Origin of the sequence: Enterococcus sp. AZ140 (genome assembly GCF_051714405.1) — a bacterium.
Classification (GTDB): Bacteria; Bacillota; Bacilli; order Lactobacillales; family Enterococcaceae; genus Enterococcus_B; species Enterococcus_B pernyi.
In genome coordinates this window covers 770247-787476 of sequence record NZ_JBIORU010000001.1, presented here as the reverse complement: position 1 = coordinate 787476, position 17230 = coordinate 770247, and the positions used below count along the sequence as shown (strand labels likewise).

General features: G+C 40.1%; 15 protein-coding genes and 1 other annotated feature. Of the genes, 3 read left to right on the top strand and 12 right to left on the bottom strand.

What is annotated here, in order from left to right:
• Nucleotides 1–3: 3 nt before the first annotated feature.
• Together IGJ39_RS03725 and IGJ39_RS03720 are read right to left on the bottom strand one after the other, a co-directional pair.
• Complete coding sequence (locus tag IGJ39_RS03725; protein ID WP_034689101.1) at nucleotides 4–738, bottom strand: glycerophosphodiester phosphodiesterase; 735 nt, start codon at nucleotides 736–738, stop codon at nucleotides 4–6.
• A 134-nt stretch (nucleotides 739–872) separates the two neighbouring features.
• Nucleotides 873–1337, bottom strand: coding sequence for a hypothetical protein (locus tag IGJ39_RS03720; RefSeq protein WP_371740687.1), 465 nt, complete (start codon nucleotides 1335–1337; stop codon nucleotides 873–875).
• Nucleotides 1338–1580: 243 nt separating this feature from the next.
• Here IGJ39_RS03720 and clpP point away from each other — a divergent pair, with 243 nt between their 5' ends.
• Nucleotides 1581–2174, top strand: a complete 594-nt coding sequence (clpP, locus tag IGJ39_RS03715; protein ID WP_010736070.1) for an ATP-dependent Clp endopeptidase proteolytic subunit ClpP — start codon at nucleotides 1581–1583, stop codon at nucleotides 2172–2174.
• A gap of 76 nt (nucleotides 2175–2250) precedes the next feature.
• On the opposite strand, the gene IGJ39_RS03710 is transcribed toward clpP, so the two are convergent.
• From IGJ39_RS03710 to efrA, 3 genes are all read right to left on the bottom strand, one after another.
• Nucleotides 2251–2745 carry a gamma carbonic anhydrase family protein gene (locus tag IGJ39_RS03710; protein ID WP_019722962.1) on the bottom strand — a complete coding sequence of 165 codons (495 nt, stop codon included), beginning with the start codon at nucleotides 2743–2745 and terminating at the stop codon, nucleotides 2251–2253.
• A gap of 72 nt (nucleotides 2746–2817) precedes the next feature.
• Entirely contained in the window at nucleotides 2818–4578 is a 1761-nt protein-coding gene (gene efrB / locus IGJ39_RS03705) for a multidrug efflux ABC transporter subunit EfrB (RefSeq protein WP_062805557.1), read from the bottom strand.
• The gene (gene efrA, locus IGJ39_RS03700) at nucleotides 4575–6305 is read right to left on the bottom strand and encodes a multidrug efflux ABC transporter subunit EfrA (RefSeq protein WP_066026521.1); all 1731 of its coding nucleotides are present in this window, start codon (nucleotides 6303–6305) and stop codon (nucleotides 4575–4577) included. Before efrA ends, efrB begins: the two co-directional genes overlap by 4 nt.
• 384 nt (nucleotides 6306–6689) lie before the next feature.
• Here efrA and IGJ39_RS03695 point away from each other — a divergent pair, with 384 nt between their 5' ends.
• Together IGJ39_RS03695 and rnjA are read left to right on the top strand one after the other, a co-directional pair.
• Complete coding sequence (locus IGJ39_RS03695) at nucleotides 6690–6902, top strand: DNA-directed RNA polymerase subunit epsilon (protein ID WP_010736074.1); 213 nt, start codon at nucleotides 6690–6692, stop codon at nucleotides 6900–6902.
• 1 nt (nucleotide 6903) lies between these two features.
• The gene (rnjA, locus tag IGJ39_RS03690; protein WP_019722965.1) at nucleotides 6904–8583 is read left to right on the top strand and encodes a ribonuclease J1; all 1680 of its coding nucleotides are present in this window, start codon (nucleotides 6904–6906) and stop codon (nucleotides 8581–8583) included.
• Between the two features lie 328 nt (nucleotides 8584–8911).
• On the opposite strand, the gene IGJ39_RS03685 is transcribed toward rnjA, so the two are convergent.
• The 7 genes from IGJ39_RS03685 to thiI all read right to left on the bottom strand — a co-directional run bounded on the left by IGJ39_RS03685 (nucleotide 8912) and on the right by thiI (nucleotide 17229).
• Nucleotides 8912–9112 (bottom strand): cold-shock protein, encoded by a 201-nt coding sequence (locus IGJ39_RS03685; RefSeq protein ID WP_010736076.1) that lies wholly within the window; start codon nucleotides 9110–9112, stop codon nucleotides 8912–8914.
• A 149-nt stretch (nucleotides 9113–9261) separates the two neighbouring features.
• On the bottom strand, nucleotides 9262–9954 hold the full coding sequence (gene radC, locus IGJ39_RS03680; RefSeq protein WP_066026443.1) for a RadC family protein: 693 nt from the start codon (nucleotides 9952–9954) through the stop codon (nucleotides 9262–9264).
• Nucleotides 9955–10011: 57 nt separating this feature from the next.
• Nucleotides 10012–10671 carry an HAD family hydrolase gene (locus tag IGJ39_RS03675; protein ID WP_066026444.1) on the bottom strand — a complete coding sequence of 220 codons (660 nt, stop codon included), beginning with the start codon at nucleotides 10669–10671 and terminating at the stop codon, nucleotides 10012–10014.
• Nucleotides 10661–11974, bottom strand: coding sequence for a bifunctional folylpolyglutamate synthase/dihydrofolate synthase (locus IGJ39_RS03670; RefSeq protein WP_438764193.1), 1314 nt, complete (start codon nucleotides 11972–11974; stop codon nucleotides 10661–10663). Before IGJ39_RS03670 ends, IGJ39_RS03675 begins: the two co-directional genes overlap by 11 nt.
• 121 nt (nucleotides 11975–12095) lie before the next feature.
• Nucleotides 12096–14741, bottom strand: a complete 2646-nt coding sequence (locus IGJ39_RS03665; protein WP_019722968.1) for a valine--tRNA ligase — start codon at nucleotides 14739–14741, stop codon at nucleotides 12096–12098.
• Between the two features lie 47 nt (nucleotides 14742–14788).
• Nucleotides 14789–15001: a binding site (T-box leader), on the bottom strand.
• Between the two features lie 103 nt (nucleotides 15002–15104).
• Nucleotides 15105–15758 (bottom strand): redox-sensing transcriptional repressor Rex, encoded by a 654-nt coding sequence (locus IGJ39_RS03660; protein ID WP_065096100.1) that lies wholly within the window; start codon nucleotides 15756–15758, stop codon nucleotides 15105–15107.
• Between the two features lie 259 nt (nucleotides 15759–16017).
• Nucleotides 16018–17229 (bottom strand): tRNA uracil 4-sulfurtransferase ThiI, encoded by a 1212-nt coding sequence (thiI, locus tag IGJ39_RS03655; protein WP_066026446.1) that lies wholly within the window; start codon nucleotides 17227–17229, stop codon nucleotides 16018–16020.
• Nucleotide 17230: the final 1 nt, after the last annotated feature.

Here is a 17230-nt window from a genome sequence, read left to right as displayed (position 1 = left end):
CTCCTACTTTTTCATTAATTGTTTAACATACCAAGCACGTTCAGGAAAGTCTGTGATGAGTGCATCCACAGGTTCCTTTAATCCTCTTTCAAGCTCTTCTGTCGTATTGACTGTCCAAAGACGAATACGCTTTGGAAACTCCTGTATTTCCTGAGGATGCGCAAATGCCCAAGTTGCTTTAGGGTGAAGACCTTCAATAAAAGGTAAGGTCTTAGCTAGATCTAATTTTTTCATTGAATCACTCATTAAAAGATCCAGTTGTGCGTCTGGTTCGATGACGGATAAACGTTCTAATGAACGAAGGTTGAAACTACAATAAGCATGACGAAACGGCCACTCATTTTTTGTCATAAGTTCAGATACTTGTGCTTCGATTCCTTCATACTCATACTTATCCGTTTTGATTTCGATCATCAATGTTCCTCGATAATTTTTTTGGAGAAGTAGCGAGAGTACTTCTTTTAGCGCAGGGATTTTCGCTGCTGGGAAATCTTTACTAAACCAACTGCCTGCATTCAATTTTTTCAGCTCTTCGAGAGTCTTTTCTCGAACAAGGCCTTTGCCATTTGTTGTTCGATCAACGGTTTCATCATGGATAACAATCAGTTGACCGTCCTTACTAAGATGGACATCTAGCTCGATCCCATCCGCCCCCACTCTTACTGCTTCAGAAAAGGCGGGCAATGTATTTTCCGGATGGGTTCCTTTACTTCCTCGATGTGCATAAATCTGTACCATAGTCCTCACTCCGATCATCCCTATTTTACCACAGGAACAAAAAAGAAAAAGCTTGGACTCATTGTAAGTGCCCAAACTTTTACTTTATCAAAATGTTTAGTTTCTCTTATCCTTGAGTAAACAATATGTTTTGTTTAGCTCCACACATCATCTTTTGAGAAAAAGCCGATTGGTTGTCTCGTTGTATTTTTCAACTGGGATTTTTTCTCATTGATCATTGCGGTCAAATTATCTGTGAAATTTTCCAAAATGACACGCCCACCTTTGTAAGCATAGCCGCCGATCTTCATCGTTTCATCCGGTGAAAGAATCACTTTACGATGAGCGATATTTTGGAATAATTCATCTAAAATATAATTTGGTAAATAAAAATTATTTTGTGCAGAAAATGATTGCAAATACGCAAAGTCATCGATTGTGATATAACAATCGTCAAAAGCATCAAAGCTGACATATTCTTCCAATAAGCTCGCACGCTTTTGGAGAATCTCATTGATTTTTTTATTTAGTTGATTCAATGTTTCGATTTCTTTGACTTTCAGTTCCAATTCGCGTCTACGTTGCTCTTTATTCTCAAGATGACGCATTTGGATCGCCATCCCTAAGTAGACTAAGATCGCTCCTACTAATACACCGATAAAACCTGTGATAGCAATTACCAATTACGGTTCCTCCTTCTTATTGATTTCTTTTTTATCATAACATAAACTCACTTTATGAGACTAGCTCTCAGAAAGTTTTTTCATTTGACCTTTATTGACCAAAAATGTATACTACTTTGTAGGTAATCAAAATCAATTTATGTTACACTATTTCTAAACAAATCAAGGAGGAACCTTATTATGAATTTAATTCCTACAGTTATTGAACAATCCTCACGTGGGGAAAGAGCCTACGATATTTACTCACGTTTATTGAAAGACCGCATCATCATGTTGAGTGGACAAGTAACAGATGATCTAGCAAACTCAATCATCGCACAATTGCTATTTCTAGATGCACAAGATTCTGAAAAAGACATTTACATCTATATCAACTCACCTGGTGGTTCTGTGACTGCTGGAATGGCCATCTATGACACAATGAATTTTGTCAAAGCAGATGTCCAAACAATCGTTATGGGGATGGCTGCTTCAATGGGAAGTTTCTTATTGACTGCCGGAACAAAAGGAAAACGATTTGCTTTACCAAATGCTGAAATCATGATCCACCAACCACTTGGTGGCGCACAAGGACAAGCAACAGAAATCGAGATCGCTGCACGTCATATCTTACAAACCCGCGAACGTTTGAATAAAATCTTAGCGGAACGTACTGGTCAACCAATCGAAGTGATTGAAAAAGACACAGATCGTGACAACTATATGACTGCTGAACAAGCCAAAGCATATGGCTTGATCGATGAAGTCATGGAAAACAGTGCTTCATTAAGCTAATCAACCTATCAAGATCAAAAAAGAAGGCCTTCATCCTTGGATGACAGACCTTCTTTTTTTGCTGTAAAAACATGTGTTAAAACGATTGTTGCCATTCTTTGAAGAATCCATCTGCATGTTTTTGTCCCATTTCGATATAATGTGTGATATTCTGTTTATTTTTTTGGATTTCTTCTTCTGTTAACGGACGGATTACCTTGGCTGGTCGACCAAAAGCTAAAACATTCGGTGGGATGATTTTTCCTTCTGTCACAAGTGAGCCTGCTCCGATCAAACTATTCTCACCGATGACTGCATGGTTCAAAACAGTCGCTCCCATACCGATCAACGCACCCTTTTCGATTTTACAACCATGCAGCATACATTGGTGTCCGACTGTGACATTTTCAGCGATCTCAACTGGGGCATCATGATCAACGTGTATGACTGTTCCGTCTTGTATATTGGTTCCCTTACCGATCTTGATCCAATTGCTGTCGCCACGAACCACTGCTTGGTACCAAACTGTGACATCTTCTCCTAATTCTACATCACCGATAACCGTCGCATTATCTGCTATAAACCTTGCCATCTTTTTCCCTCTTTTCATTTATTGAAGAAAAAAGGTCCTAGAAGGCTGTTCGCCCCTAGAAACCTCTTTTCATTATTCCGCTGCTTCAGCAAATTGGCTGTTATAAAGTTTCTCATAGAAACCGCCTTTTGCTAATAAACTTTCATGTGTTCCTTTTTCAATGATTTGACCTTGATCCATCACTAAGATCAGATCGGCTTCACGGATCGTTGATAGACGGTGAGCGATCACAAAACTCGTTCGTCCTTCCATGACTTTATCCATGGCTTTTTGGATCAACGCCTCTAGTCTCGTATCAACGGAACTAGTCGCCTCATCCAGAATCAATATCTTCGGATCGGAAACAACCGCACGAGCAATCGTCAGCAATTGTTTTTGTCCCAACGAGACATTGTCTCCTTCTGAATTGATCTCCATTTCATAACCATCAGGCATCGTTCGGATAAAATGATCGACATTCGCTGTTTTCGCTGCATCAACGATCTCATAATCCGTTGCATCTAATTTACCAAAACGAATGTTGTCGGCAATCGTTCCTTCGTACAACCAGGCATCTTGCAGTACCATCCCAAACATGGAACGAACATCACTTCGGCTCATCGCTTTCGTATCAATACCATCAATTTTGATCGCGCCATGCGTCACATCATAAAAACGCATCAATAAGTTGATCAATGTTGTTTTCCCAGCGCCCGTCGGTCCGACAACTGCCACCATTTGTCCAGCTTTCACCTCAAAGTTCAAGTCTTGGATCAAAGGTTTCTTCGGATCATAAGCAAAATCGACATGTTCAAACGAAACATTTCCATGGATCGTTTCTGGCAAAGGAACATCGGTCTTATTTTCTTTTTCCTCAGGTTCATCTAAAATCTCAAATACCCGTTTCGTGGCTGCGGATGCACTTTGCAATACGGAAGATAATTGCGTCACATTACCCATTGGTTGGCTGATTTGCCAAATATATTGGATAAAGGCTTGTAATTGCCCAACCACAATGACTCCAGAAATTACATAAAAGCTTCCCAAAACTGCCATACCGATATACGTAGCGTAGGCAGTTAATTGTACTAATGGCATCATCAATCCAGAAATAAAGGCTGCTCGAAACCCAAAATGTTTCAAGCTATGGTTGACCTTATGAAATCCTTCAAATGTTTCTTTCTCACGACCGTATACTTTTAACACACTGAATCCAGTCATGTTTTCCTGAACATAGCCATTTAATTCACCTAAAGAATTTTGCATTTCTTGGAAATATTTTTGAGAAGCATTGATCACTCGTTTAGATATCCAAATTGACGCTGGAATCATGATCATTGAAATCAACGCCATGACCGGTTGGATATAAAACATCATCGCTGCTGCCATCGTGATGCCCAAAATAGCATTGACAATACCGATAAAGGCTTGTTGCAAGGCTCCACTAACTGCATCTACATCATTCGTTACACGAGATAAAATATTTCCTTGTTGATTTTTATCGAAATAAGAAACCGGCAAACGATTGATTTTTTCTTCAATATCTCTACGCAAGTCTTTCATGGCACTCTGAACAACATTTGTCATCAATACCCCAGAAAGCAATTGAGAAATACTATAACCTGTACCAACCACCGCGATCCAAATCAAACAGTTGATGATATAAGAAAAATTGATTGCCTCATTATTCACTAGATTTTTGCTGATTTCTGTTGTTGGAAGCCCGACGACATAAGGCAATGCCGCATTGAAAGCCACCGTTAAAAATGTAAATAGTAGCACTAAGATAAACGTCAATCGGTAAGGACGGATATAGCGAGCTAAACGTTTAAAAGAAGCGAAGGTTTTTTTCATGCTAGTTCCTCCTTCGATAATTGAGAAGCGGCAATGTCGTAATAAATCGGACAATTTTCTAGTAGTTCACGATGTGTGCCCATACCTACTACTTCTCCTTCATTTAATACGATGATCTTATCGGCGTGCATGATCGTACCCACACGTTGGGCAACAATCAATACGGTTGATTCAGTTGTTTCTTTTTTCAATCTTGCACGAAGTTTTGCATCCGTTTGATAATCAAGTGCTGAAAAACTATCATCGAAAATATAGATTTCTGGTCGGCGGATGATTGCTCGAGCAATGGCTAACCTTTGTTTCTGCCCACCTGAGAAGTTTGCGCCACCTTCAGAAAGATGTTCATCATAACCGTCCGCTTTTTTAGAAATAAAATCAGTCGCCTGCGCAATATCAGCCGCACGTTCCATTTCCTCTTGCGTTGCATCTTCTTTTCCGTATCTCAAGTTTTCAGCGATCGTCCCAGTAAACAATAGTGCTTTCTGTGGAATAAACCCGATTTTTTGTCTTAGTTTACTCAACTTGTACTTACGCACATCTACACCGTCAATTAGGATCTCACCATGAGTAACATCATAAAAACGTGGAATCAATTGGATCAATGTAGACTTCCCACTACCTGTACTACCAATAAATGCCACTGTTTCACCAGGTGAAGCAGTAAAGCTGACGTTACGGATCACTGGTTCTTGCGAATGTCCAGGGTAAGCGAAGGTCACATTTTTAAATTCAATGTAGCCTTTCGTTTTTGTTTCCGATATGCCATTTGGATTTTCAACAATAGCAGGAGTAGCATTTAAAGCTTCTTGGATACGACTAGCAGAGACTGCTGCTCGCGGATACATCATAAACACACTCGCAAACAACATAAATGAAAACAACGCGTGGAAAATATATTCAATAAAAGCAATTAGATTCCCTACTTGCAACTGTCCATCTGCAATTTGTAGCGTACCACTCCAAATAATCAAAATCATCACGATATTGAATAAAAAGAAAAAGCCAGGTTGGGCAACTGCCATTAAGCGAAAGAGACTTTTAGAACTTGAAGCATAGTTTTCGTTGACTTTTTCAAATCTTTTTTCTTCGAATTTTTCATTTACAAACGCGCGGATAACGCGTAGACCTGATAGGTTTTCACGTAAGATACTATTGATTCTGTCTAAATTCTTTTGTTGGATTTTTGATAAAGGTTCAGAAAATTTAGCAATCCCAACAACAGCTAATAATAAGAATGGCAATGCGCCAATCACGTATAAACCAAGAGATGGACTTGTTCGCATAACCATATACAAACTAACAACAAACATCATCGGTGCCATAAAACCGATTCTTAAAATATTTTGTAGAAACAACATGATTTGATACGCATCATTGGTCGTACGAGTGATCAATGATGATACGCCTAGTGTTTCATATTCTTGATGTGAATACGTTTGGATATGTTTGAACAGATCATCACGAATGTCTGCAACGATATTCGTCGTGATCCTTGACCCAAAATAACCTAAAAATATATTCATTATGATCCCGATCACAGTGATCACGATCATCAATAGTCCTTGTTGTTTCACATAGTCAAAATCATCGTTGAGGATTCCAACATCGATCATGCGTGCTAAAATAGTTGGTAGACCTAGTTCGATCAGAATAAAGCCGAACACACAAATAAAATTCAACACCAAATATTTTTTGTAGCGCATGGTGTAATGCCACATTAACTTCACTTTATCATCTCCTTTAAATATTCTATCTTGCCATTACTTTCAATAGTAGCACAATCTACTACTTTATAGAACACTACATTTTTTAAAAAGAAATTTTTCTGAAAAATATTTTCTCTTCGTACGTTTTTTCATTTTACAGTGACCGTTTTCTATACTTATCTCTTGATTTATGCTAGAATAGCAATTAACTATTGTATGTTTCATACAGAGGATCCGAGTAAAAAATATTCCAATTGGATAAGCAAATGCGAGGCTTGTCTCTTTAAGGAGAATCAAGTATTTTTCTTAAAGTATAAAAAAACACAGGTGGCTTGTCCCCTCGTTTTGTGTTGTCCAAAAAATACGCTAAATTACTGCTTTAAGCAGATAAAGGAGACATAAACCATGATTTACAAAGTTTATTATCAAGAGTCAAAAATCCGTAACCCAAAACGTGAAGAAACACAATCGCTATACATCGAAGCAAACAGCGATGTTGAAGCACGCCAACGAGTGGAAGAAAATACCCCATACAATATCGAATTCGTACAACTTCTAGAAGGTAACCATCTAGAATACGAAAAAGAAAACCCAGCATTCACATTAGTGGAGTTTTAAGATGAAACTTTCCATCAAAAATAATGAGACAGGCGTCTTTGCGATTGGTGGATTAGGTGAAATCGGGAAAAATACGTATGGGGTACAATTCCAAGATGAAATCATTATCATCGACGCTGGAATCAAGTTTCCAGAAGATGAACTGCTTGGCATTGACTACGTCATTCCTGATTACAACTATATCGTACAAAACATACACAAAATCAAAGCTTTAGTGATCACTCATGGACACGAAGACCATATTGGTGGGATACCTTACTTATTAAAGCAAGCAAATATCCCGATCTACGCTGGCCCTCTAGCTTTAGCTTTGATCACAAATAAACTGGACGAACATGGCTTACTTCGTGACGCTGTGCTAAATGAAATCAATGAAGACACTGTGATCCGTTTCAGAAAAACATCCGTCAGCTTTTTCCGAACGACCCATAGTATTCCGGATGCTTTAGGTGTGGTTGTCAAAACACCTTCTGGTAACATCGTGGCTACTGGAGATTTCAAGTTCGATTTTACACCTGTAGGAGAACCAGCAAATTTGCATAAAATGGCTCGTATCGGAGAAGAAGGCGTTCTTTGCCTCCTTTCAGATAGTACCAATGCAGAGATTCCAACGTTTACGAAATCAGAAAAAACGATTGGCCTTTCTATTTTGAAAATATTTGAGAAAATCGAAGGTCGGATCATTTTTGCCAGCTTTGCTTCTAATATCTTCCGTCTACAACAAGCAGCGGAAGCCGCTGTAGCAACAGGTAGAAAAATTGCTGTTTTCGGGCGTAGTATGGAAAATGCGATCGTCAACGGACAACGTCTCGGCTACATCAAAGTGCCTGACGGTACCTTTGTCGATGCGCATGAAATCAATCGTTTGCCTGCAAATGAAACAATGATCCTATGTACAGGTTCGCAAGGTGAACCAATGGCTGCATTGAGCCGCATTGCGAATGGTACCCATCGTCAAATCCAAATCCAGCCAGATGATACAGTGATTTTTTCTAGCTCACCGATCCCAGGGAATACAACAAGTGTGAACCATTTGATCAACTTGTTGTCTGAAGCTGGCGCTGAAGTGATCCATGGAAAAATCAATAATATCCACACATCTGGCCACGGTGGTCAAGAAGAACAAAAATTGATGCTTCGCTTGATGAAGCCAAAATATTTTGTACCGGTGCATGGTGAGTTTCGGATGCTGAAGATCCATGCCTCTCTTGCACAAGACACAGGTGTACCAGCTGAGAATTGTTTTATCATGGAAAACGGTGATGTATTAGCATTGACAAGTGATTCTGCTCGTTTAGCTGGAAAATTCGTCGCTGGCGATGTCTATATCGACGGCAGTGGAATCGGTGATATCGGTAATGTTGTTTTACGAGATCGTCATTTACTTTCAGAAGAAGGACTCGTTCTTGCAGTGACAACTGTCGATATCAAGAAAAAAGAGATTCTAGCCGGACCAGATATCCTTTCTCGTGGCTTCGTCTACATGCGTGAATCAGGTGATATGATCAATGAAGCGCAACGTATTTTGTTCCACGCATTACGTGAGGTGCTAAATGCCCCCGACTGTTCGGAACATAAATTAAAAGAAGCAATGGTCGGTGCCTTACAACCTTACTTGTTCGATCGTACAGAAAGACATCCAATGATCATCCCTATGGTGATGACACCGGATCAAAACTAACTTAAAACCGAGGTCGGGACAGAAGTGTTCAGCCTCGATAAATAAGGCGTCAGCCACGAAATTTGTTCTTCAAATTTTTGTGGCTGGCGCCTTGTTTATCGAAGAGGTTCTTCTGTTCCCGCCGTTTATTCGGTTTTAGGTGGTGAGAACTAATGTCCTACTCCCAGTTTTTTATAAAAAAAGCGAGACCCACAAAAATGTGAAAGAACAATTTTTGTGGGTCTCATCTTATTTTTCGAGGGAAACACGTTGGTTTCAACCTCTGTCATCAATTATTTGGTTCGCTCCATGACGAAGCAAGCCTCATAACAGTATATTTTCGTATAGATTACGCTTTTTCAACGTTTGTAGCTTGTGGGCCACGATCTGAATCTTCTACGTCAAAAGTAACTGCTTGACCTTCTTCTAATGTTTTGAATCCGTCACCTTGGATTGCTGAAAAATGTACGAATACGTCGCTTCCATCTTCACGTGAGATAAAACCAAATCCTTTTTCAGCGTTGAACCATTTAACTGTTCCGTTTTCCATTAATAATACCCTCCTCGTGCCAAAGCACTTATTTGATTGTAACATTGCTCGTGTACGATAGAGGTGCAACAGATGTTTCAACTTCTATTCCCAAACAAAATTACATTATAATTGTACACTTGGTTGTTTTTTTTTGCAAGAAAGCTACATCATTCTTTTTCCATTAATCCTTCTTCACGTAAACTAAAGTATTGTTTGCTGCCAATGATCAGATGATCAAGTACCTCGATCCCCATCATCTCTCCACACTCTTGGATGCGTCGTGTCAATCGCATGTCTTGCTTGGATGGAAGAACGTTGCCGCTGGGATGATTGTGAGCAAGTACCAGCCGTGCTGCCGAATAGCGGACTGCGTAATGGAACACTTCACGAGGATGCGCGATCGTCTGATCCAATGACCCGATGAACAAGGTTTTCTTTAGTAAGATTTGATTTTTTGTATCAAGATAGATGCAAACTAAATGTTCTTGTTTTTGATCTTTTAGTTGTAGGATCAATTCTTTTGCCAATTCATAACTCGCATGGACAGTCGTTGTTTGACGCAACTGATCGACTTGTATCCGTCGACCCAGCTCGATCAATGCTTTGATCTCTAAGGCTTTGACCCGACCAATCCCACGAACCGCTTCTAATTCTGCTAGTGTTGCTTGTCTCAAGAGCGCTAAACCACCAAATTTCTTCAATAACGTACCCGCAACTTCTAATACGTTATATGGATGCTGACCAGTCCGAAGCAAAATAGCTAAAAGCTCTTGATCTGATAACGCATCCTCTCCATAAGTCTCCATCCTCTCCCTTGGCAGAGACGTGGCGGGTACTGTTTGAAGCAAATTTTTTTCCATAAAAAACCTCCTTTCCCGTGCGCTCAAAATAAGATACGGAAAAAGAGGTCATTTATTTTATTTATTTGCGATCAATGACGGAACTTCGTGAAGTGAAGACACAATCGCTGTTGTTTTTGCAGCTAACTCATCCGAAGGCGCTAATAAATCTGGCACCATGATTACTGGGATTCCTGCACCATACGCTGCTAGTACCCCATTTTGTGAATCTTCTAATATCAATGTCTCCGCTTTTTCAGTACCTAAAAACGCCTGGGCATGTAAAAAGATTTCGGGATCTGGTTTTGCACGTTTGACATTTTCAGCGGAGACGATCGTGTCAAAACGATGGCGTAGATCATTTTTTTCTAGTAACAGTTCAATCACATGACGCTGATTGCTTGATGCTACCACTTTTGGAATATCCTGTTCTTCCAAAAAGTTCAAAAATTCCAACACTCCTGGCTTTAATTCCACTTGTCCTGAAGCAAAACGCTCAAGTGTTTCTTGATAAGAATCGTCGATAAATTTTTGGACAGTTTCTCGACCAAAACTTGCAAAAATAGTATGGTAGTTTGCCCAAACCTCTTCATCAGATACCCCTAAAAATCGTAAATAAAGGTCTTTATCGTAGGGAAATCCCATTCGATCCGCTACTGTCTGAGATGCCTCATAGTATACGATCTCTGTATCAAATAATAAGCCATCCATATCGAAAATCACTGCATTAACTTTCATTTTTTCCTCCCAACTGTACAAGCAAACGTCGCACTTCCGAAATAAAATAGAGTGAACCTGTCACTACAAGAACATCCTCAGCCGTCATCTTCTCCAAGATCTCTGCAAGCCCAAATTGCCACATTGAAACAATCGTAACTTTCTCATCAGTCGTTGCTTGGATATCCGACAGCTCAATGGCTTTAGGATAATCAAAAGTAGTGACGTAGATTGTTGCATCTGGTACTTCTTGTAATTGATGTAACATTTTATCAACCTCTTTTGTTCTTAAAGCAGAGAACAAAAGATGGATATGATAGCCTTTGAATTCTTGTTTAAGATTTTGGACTAAACGTGCCATCGCATGGGTATTATGCGCCCCATCTAAAATCACTAAGGGTTCTTCACTTAATCGTTCCATACGTCCTGGCCATTGCGCCTTTTTCAAGACATTCATCACGTCTTTTTCGCGGAATGGGAGATTCATCAATTTGCAATACACTTGATACATTTCAACTGCCATACCGGCATTTTCTACTTGGTGTTGCCCGATCATATGGATCGTCAACTTGGGGATCTTACCATACTCATTTTGGAATGAAAAAATCTCGCCCCATTCTTCTGCCGGATGTTTGTAGGTAACCGTATAATCCTCTCCACATGCGTGATGTGGCGCATTTTTTAATTTTGCTTGCTTTTCGATCACTGCCATCGCTTCTGGTACGATCTTCCCAGTGACTAGTGGCACATTTTGTTTGATGATGCCCGCTTTTTGAGCAGCGATTTCTTCGATCGTGTCGCCCAAAATATCTGTATGATCCATACCAATCGTTGTGATACCCGTCAACAAAGGTTTCGCTACGTTTGTTGAGTCGAGTAAACCACCTAATCCCACTTCAATGATCGCGACGTCCACTTGTTCTTCCAAGAAATAATCAAATGCCATAGCAGTCAGCGTTTCAAATTCGGTAATGCCAGCTACTGCTTCAAATTGATCCATCTGCTCAACTAGCGGTTGATATTTCTTTACTAGTCGAATCAATGATTCATCAGGAATGCCTTGTCCATTGATCGAAATGCGCTCATTGAAGGATTCGATATATGGGGAGGTAAATGTTCCGACTGTCAAGCCGGCTTCTTCTAATAAATATCTTAAATAAGTCACTGTTGAACCTTTGCCATTCGTCCCTGCAATATGGATCGTTTTGACTTTTTCTTCTGGGTGTCCGACTACCTCTAATAAGGCCTCTACTCTGTCTAATCCAGGACGTGAGCCAAATGGTAATCGGCTATGGATCCAATTGATTGCTTCTTCGATTTTCACGTTACAATCCCCCCATTCCTCTTCATTATAACAAAAAAGCTTACGTAGGAAACAATGAAATCCAGAAGAGCTCTTTTTACTTAAAAAAGAGAGGCAACTTCCGTCACCTCTCCCTTTCGTTTTATTTAATTGATTTTAATTGCGCAATACGTTCATTGACAGCTGCTTGTTTTTCTAAATAATCTTTTTCTTTTGCACGCTCTGCTTCAACTACATCATCCGGTGCATTCGATACAAAACGCTCATTACTTAATTTTCCTTGTACACGTTTCACTTCGCCTGTCCATTTTGCTAGTTCTTTTTCTAAACGTTGGATTTCTTCTTCAATATTGATCAGCCCTGCTAAAGGTAAGAAGATTTCCGCGCCAGTCAAGACCGCTGACATTGCTAGATCCGGTGCAGTTACGTCACTTGAGATCGTCAACTCTTCTGGATTACAGAAGCGCTCGATATAGCTAGTGTTTTCATTTAAGAATTGATCGATCTTCGGATCATTTGTTTTTATCAGTAACGTGATTGGTTTTGATAATGGTGTATTCACTTCAGAACGGATATTACGTACAGAACGAATCAATTCTTTCAGTACTTCCATCCCTTTTGAAGCAGCTTCATCATCGTATTCCGGTTGCACGACTGGATAATCAGCCACTACTAAAGATGTTCCTTTATGAGGGATGTGTTGCCAGATTTCTTCTGTAACAAATGGCATGATCGGATGCAATAAGCGTAAGATCTGATCCAACGTATGGACAAGAATACTACGGTTCGTTTGTTTCGCTACTTCGTCCTCACCGTAAAGTGTTTCTTTACTCATCTCGATGTACCAGTCACAGAAATCATCCCAGATAAAGTTATACAATTGGCGACCAGCCTCACCAAATTCAAATTGTTCAAATAAGTCAGTCACTTTAGCGATTGTTTCATTCAAACGTGTCAAAATCCAACGATCGGCTACAGTTTTCTCCCCTGAAAGATCAATATCTTCTACGGTCATCCCTTCAACATTCATGATAACGAAACGAGATGCGTTCCAGATTTTATTGATGAAGTTCCAAGAAGCATCCATTTTTTCGTAACTAAAACGTACGTCTTGTCCTGGTGCTGAACCATTGGATAAGAACCAGCGTAACGCATCAGCACCATATTTTTCAATGACTTCCATTGGGTCGATCCCGTTTCCAAGAGATTTACTCATCTTGCGTCCTTGTTCATCACGAATCAATCCATGAATCAGTACATTCTCAAATGGACGACGTTCTGTAAATTCCAAGCTTTGGAAAATCATTCGGCTTACCCAGAAAAAGATGATATCATAGCCTGTTACTAATGTACTTGTTGGGAAGTAACGTTGGTAATCTTCATTGTCTTCGTCAGGCCAGCCCATTGTTGAAAAAGGCCATAGCGCTGAACTGAACCAAGTATCCAACACATCGGGATCTTGTAACCAGTTTTCACTGTCTGCTGGTGCTTCCATGCCCACGTACATTTCACCAGTTTCCTTATGATACCACGCAGGGATCTGATGTCCCCACCATAGTTGACGTGAGATTACCCAGTCATGAACATTTTCCATCCAGCGTAAGAAGGTTTGGTTGAAACGTGGTGGGAAAAACTCAACTGCATCATCAGTTTCTTGATTTTGGATCGCCTTTTCAGCTAAAGGTGCCATTTTTACAAACCATTGTGTTGATAAACGAGGTTCAACAACTACCCCTGTACGCTCTGAATGGCCTACATTGTGGATCATCGTTTCGATCTTGATCAGACGACCAAGTTCTTTTAGATCCGCAACAATCGCTTTACGTGCTGCAAAACGGTCCATTCCTTGATACTTACCTGCTAATTCATTCATCGTGCCATCTTCATTCATGACATTCACTCGTGGCAGGTCATGACGGTTACCGACTTCAAAGTCATTTGGGTCATGTGCGGGCGTGATTTTTACAACCCCTGTTCCAAATTCCATGTCGACATATTCATCTGCTATGATCGGTATTTCTTTATTCACTAGTGGTAAAATGACTTTCTTACCAATCAATGCTTGGTAACGCTCATCTTCTGGATGGACAGCGATTGCCGTATCACCAAGCATCGTTTCTGGACGGGTCGTTGCGATTTCCACCACACCTGAACCATCAGCCAATTCATAGCTCATATGATAAAAGGCACCTTCGATTTCTTTGTGGATCACTTCGATATCAGAAAGAGCTGTGCGTGCTTGTGGGTCCCAATTGATGATGTATTCGCCACGATAGATCAACTCTTTTTCGTATAGGCTAACGAATACTTTACGAACAGCTTCAGACAAGCCATCATCTAAGGTGAAGCGTTCACGGCTATAATCCAAAGATAAACCCATTTTTGCCCATTGTTCACGGATATGACCGGCATATTCTTCTTTCCATTCCCATACTTGATCAATAAATTTTTCGCGACCTAGATCATAACGAGAAACACCTTGCTCACGTAATTTTTCTTCTACTTTTGCTTGTGTTGCGATCCCTGCATGATCCATCCCTGGTAACCATAACGTATCATAGCCTTGCATTCTTTTTTGACGAATCAACATATCTTGCAATGTTGTATCCCAAGCATGACCTAAATGGAGTTTACCAGTCACATTGGGAGGTGGGATAACGATTGAATAAGGTTTTGCTTTTTTGTCGCCACTAGGTTTGAACAAATCTTCGTCTAACCAGTTTTGATAACGCCCCGCTTCAACTTCTTGCGGATTATACTTTGTCGATAGATTCTTTTCTTCCGTCATACTGTCTTCCTCCTTTGAAATAAAAAAAACGCCCTAAATACTTTCGTATTTAGGACGTATAAATTACGCGGTACCACCTAATTTGTAATAGTTGCCTATTACCTCTCAAAGTGAGTTAACGATCACTACTCGTTCATCTCTACTCGATTCAAGACAAAAACTCCCAAGCTACCTTCACTAGCTTTCGTTAAGAACGTTCCACCATTCGTTCTCTCTCTCTAAACGTCGGACTAGTTACTCCTCTTGATCAACATCTTGACTCATTTTACAATGGTTAGTAGCCAAAGTCAATAAAAGCTCTTGATGAATCGCTGTTCGATTCACATAAAAACGCCACTTTTGCACGATCTTCCCACTTAGTTTTTACTTGGAAGGAAAGACTTGCGAATAATTTTCATCAAAATAGATCAACGTCTGTAGTTCAGTTGTCAGATCGATGTATTGCATATGGATATGTGGCGGAACGTTGACACGATCTGGTGCAAAGTTCAAGATCGCAGTAATGCCTCCTTTGACGATTTCGTCGATGGCTGCTTGTGAATACTTACTTGGGACAGTTGATATCGCCACTTTGATTCCTTCTTTTTCAACGATTTCACTAAAGCGATCCATAGGATAAACCATCACACCTTCGATTTCTTTTCCGACGATGGCTGGATCATTGTCAAATACACAAACAATATTCAAATTTGCATTTCTTCTGAAATTGTTGTGTTTCAATGCTTTTCCTAAATTCCCAAAACCAACTAAAGCGATTCTTTTTTCTTCTTCTGTGTTCAAAATTCGATCAAATACTTCAATCAAATAGGGAACATCGTACCCATAACCGCTTCGTCCTAATTCCCCTAAATGAGAAAAATCTCTGCGGATCGTGGCAGAAGGTACTTGTGTGATCTCACTAAATTCATTTGATTTGATTCGTTGAACACCAGAATCATTCAACATATTTAAATAGCGCAAATATAAAGGCAACCGTTTCGCTGTTGCTTTGGGTAACGTTTCTGATTTTTCTCGCATATCGTTTCTCCTTGTTAATCATTTCACATAATTTTAGTTTAGCATGGAACAAGGAACCTCGCAATAGGAGGAAGCTTAACTCCATGAAAAACAAGAAAAATAAGGTACCACCCACAAAATTTGACATACAATTTTTGTGGATGGCGCCTTATTTCTCGAGGCTAAACCATTGTCTCGTCCTCTTTCACGTGTCTACTTCTTGAGACTGGATCTTTTATTTCGAATGATCGACTCGTACAAGAAGTACAAATTCCTTCGTTTAAAGTAAATCAGAAAATTCTTCTACTTGTTCTTTTGCTGTTTCTGTGTGGATCGTTTCGATCTTTAAGCCTGCCAAAGCACGTTCGATCATCCCATCGATATCCAAACGTTCTTCGTATTGATGCACTTTTTCTAGTCGTGGACGAGTCTTAGGCTGTGGCGGTGCAAAAATCGTGCAGCAGTCTTCAAATGGTTGAATGGACAAATCAAACGTATCGATTTGTTCAGCCACTTCGATGATCTCTAATTTATCCATCGTCGCTACAGGACGAATGATCGGTGTATTCGTAACCTCATTGATTGCCACCATACTTTGGAGTGTTTGGGAAGCCACCTGTCCTAATGATTCACCATTTAAAATCACTAGTCCATGACGAATACGGCGGATCTCATCTGTCAAACGAAGCATCATCCGACGTGTGATCGTCATCCAGTAGCCTTGGGGCACCACTCGTTTGATCTCTTCTTGCACTTCTGTAAACGGTACTTCGATAAATTCGATTTTACCAACATAGGGTGTCAGCTTCACTGTTAAGTCTTTCGCTTTTTGCAAGGCTTGTTCACTCGTGTAAGGTGGACTAGCAAAGTGGACAGCTTCAATTTCTACCCCACGTTTCATGGCAAAATAACCGGCAACTGGAGAATCGATCCCTCCAGAAAGCATCAACATACCTTTTCCGCTTGTACCAACAGGCAGACCGCCAGCTCCTTTGATCGTTTCATAGGAAAGGTAAGCCCCATCTCGGCGGATTTCCACACGCAACGCAATATCTGGCTTTCTCATTTGTACTTGGATATCCGGAAAAACATCGATGACTGCATTTCCTAATGCTTGGTTTAGTTCATTGCTGTCCAATTCAAAGCTATGATCACTACGTTTTGCAATGATCTTGAATGTTTCTTTTCCTGTATAGATTTCTTGCATGATTTCCTGAACCGCTTGTTTTAAACTTTGTACTTCTTTTTCTACTCGCACGCTAGGTGAAAAGTTTTGGATCCCAAATATCTTCGCTAACTTAGGGATAACTAAGTCTCCGTCTACACCATTCAACAGTAGATGCATCCGATCACGCTCTGCGTGGATCTTGATTTCAGGAAAATCGCTCAATGCCTGTCTGACATTTTGTGCCAACTGCATAATAAAACTTCGACGATTTTTTCCTTTTGTTGAAAGTTCACCATAGCGAACCATGATTTCACTGTACTTCACA

Excerpts from the sequence above, each read along its gene's own strand:
- IGJ39_RS03725 (WP_034689101.1), bottom strand. The coding sequence starts at position 738 with ATGGTACAGATTTATGCACATCGAGGAAGTAAAGGAACCCATCCGGAA.
- IGJ39_RS03720 (WP_371740687.1), bottom strand. The coding sequence starts at position 1,337 with ATGGCGATCCAAATGCGTCATCTTGAGAATAAAGAGCAACGTAGACGC.
- clpP (WP_010736070.1), top strand. The coding sequence starts at position 1,581 with ATGAATTTAATTCCTACAGTTATTGAACAATCCTCACGTGGGGAAAGA.
- IGJ39_RS03710 (WP_019722962.1), bottom strand. The coding sequence starts at position 2,745 with ATGGCAAGGTTTATAGCAGATAATGCGACGGTTATCGGTGATGTAGAA.
- efrB (WP_062805557.1), bottom strand. The coding sequence starts at position 4,578 with ATGAAAAAAACCTTCGCTTCTTTTAAACGTTTAGCTCGCTATATCCGT.
- IGJ39_RS03695 (WP_010736074.1), top strand. The coding sequence starts at position 6,690 with ATGATTTACAAAGTTTATTATCAAGAGTCAAAAATCCGTAACCCAAAA.
- rnjA (WP_019722965.1), top strand. The coding sequence starts at position 6,904 with ATGAAACTTTCCATCAAAAATAATGAGACAGGCGTCTTTGCGATTGGT.
- IGJ39_RS03685 (WP_010736076.1), bottom strand. The coding sequence starts at position 9,112 with ATGGAAAACGGAACAGTTAAATGGTTCAACGCTGAAAAAGGATTTGGT.
- radC (WP_066026443.1), bottom strand. The coding sequence starts at position 9,954 with ATGGAAAAAAATTTGCTTCAAACAGTACCCGCCACGTCTCTGCCAAGG.
- IGJ39_RS03675 (WP_066026444.1), bottom strand. The coding sequence starts at position 10,671 with ATGAAAGTTAATGCAGTGATTTTCGATATGGATGGCTTATTATTTGAT.
- IGJ39_RS03665 (WP_019722968.1), bottom strand. The coding sequence starts at position 14,741 with ATGACGGAAGAAAAGAATCTATCGACAAAGTATAATCCGCAAGAAGTT.
- IGJ39_RS03660 (WP_065096100.1), bottom strand. The coding sequence starts at position 15,758 with ATGCGAGAAAAATCAGAAACGTTACCCAAAGCAACAGCGAAACGGTTG.